The sequence below is a fragment of the Psychrobacter sp. 1U2 genome (assembly GCF_051847575.1).
This window is the reverse complement of the sequence record NZ_JBPYDC010001425.1, coordinates 1-603: the sequence shown is the minus strand read 5'-3', so window position 1 is coordinate 603 and position 603 is coordinate 1. Positions and strand designations below refer to the sequence as shown.

General features: G+C 38.8%; 1 protein-coding gene. It reads left to right on the top strand.

The annotated features are described in order from the left end of the window. Positions 1-360: AAA family ATPase (locus tag ACS8FD_RS22450; RefSeq protein WP_439277488.1), on the top strand; the 360-nt coding region annotated here is incomplete at its 5' end. Positions 361-603 lie beyond the last annotated feature (243 nt).

Here is a 603-nt window from a genome sequence, read left to right as displayed (position 1 = left end):
CAGCAAGCGGCTCAAGATTTTTTATCTCGCCTAGACATTGATACTGTTACTGACACTCAAAAATATCTATTTTGTGATACCAGTTTGTTTGAGCTAATGGTTTATTCAAATTGGTATTATGGCGACTGTCCTCTTGCGCTAAAACAAGCCGCACTGGCGCATCATTATGATTTAATACTGCTAACAGACGTTGATATTCCTTGGGTTGCGGATGACTTGCGAGATAGTCCGTATGAGCGTGAAGAGATTAGCGCTTATTTTGAGAGCCAATTAAATAAATATAATAAACGTTTTAGACGTATTGGCGGGAATAGAGATGAGCGAGTTCGACAAGTGATTAATTACTTAAGATATTTGTGATTTTTGCTTAGGCTATTTTATTCTCCGTTGATTTAGCCAATAATCGTTCACCCTTCATTTTCACCCTCAAACGCCCTTTTATTAGGAATTTTCTTGAAAGCCACGCTATACACGATAATTGCTTTGATAGCCTTTGCTGCAAACTCTCTGCTTTGTAGAATGGCGCTCGCTGAGGGTTATATTGATCCTTGGAACTTTACTATTATTCGCCTGTTAGGTGGTGCTATCTGCCTTGCAATAATC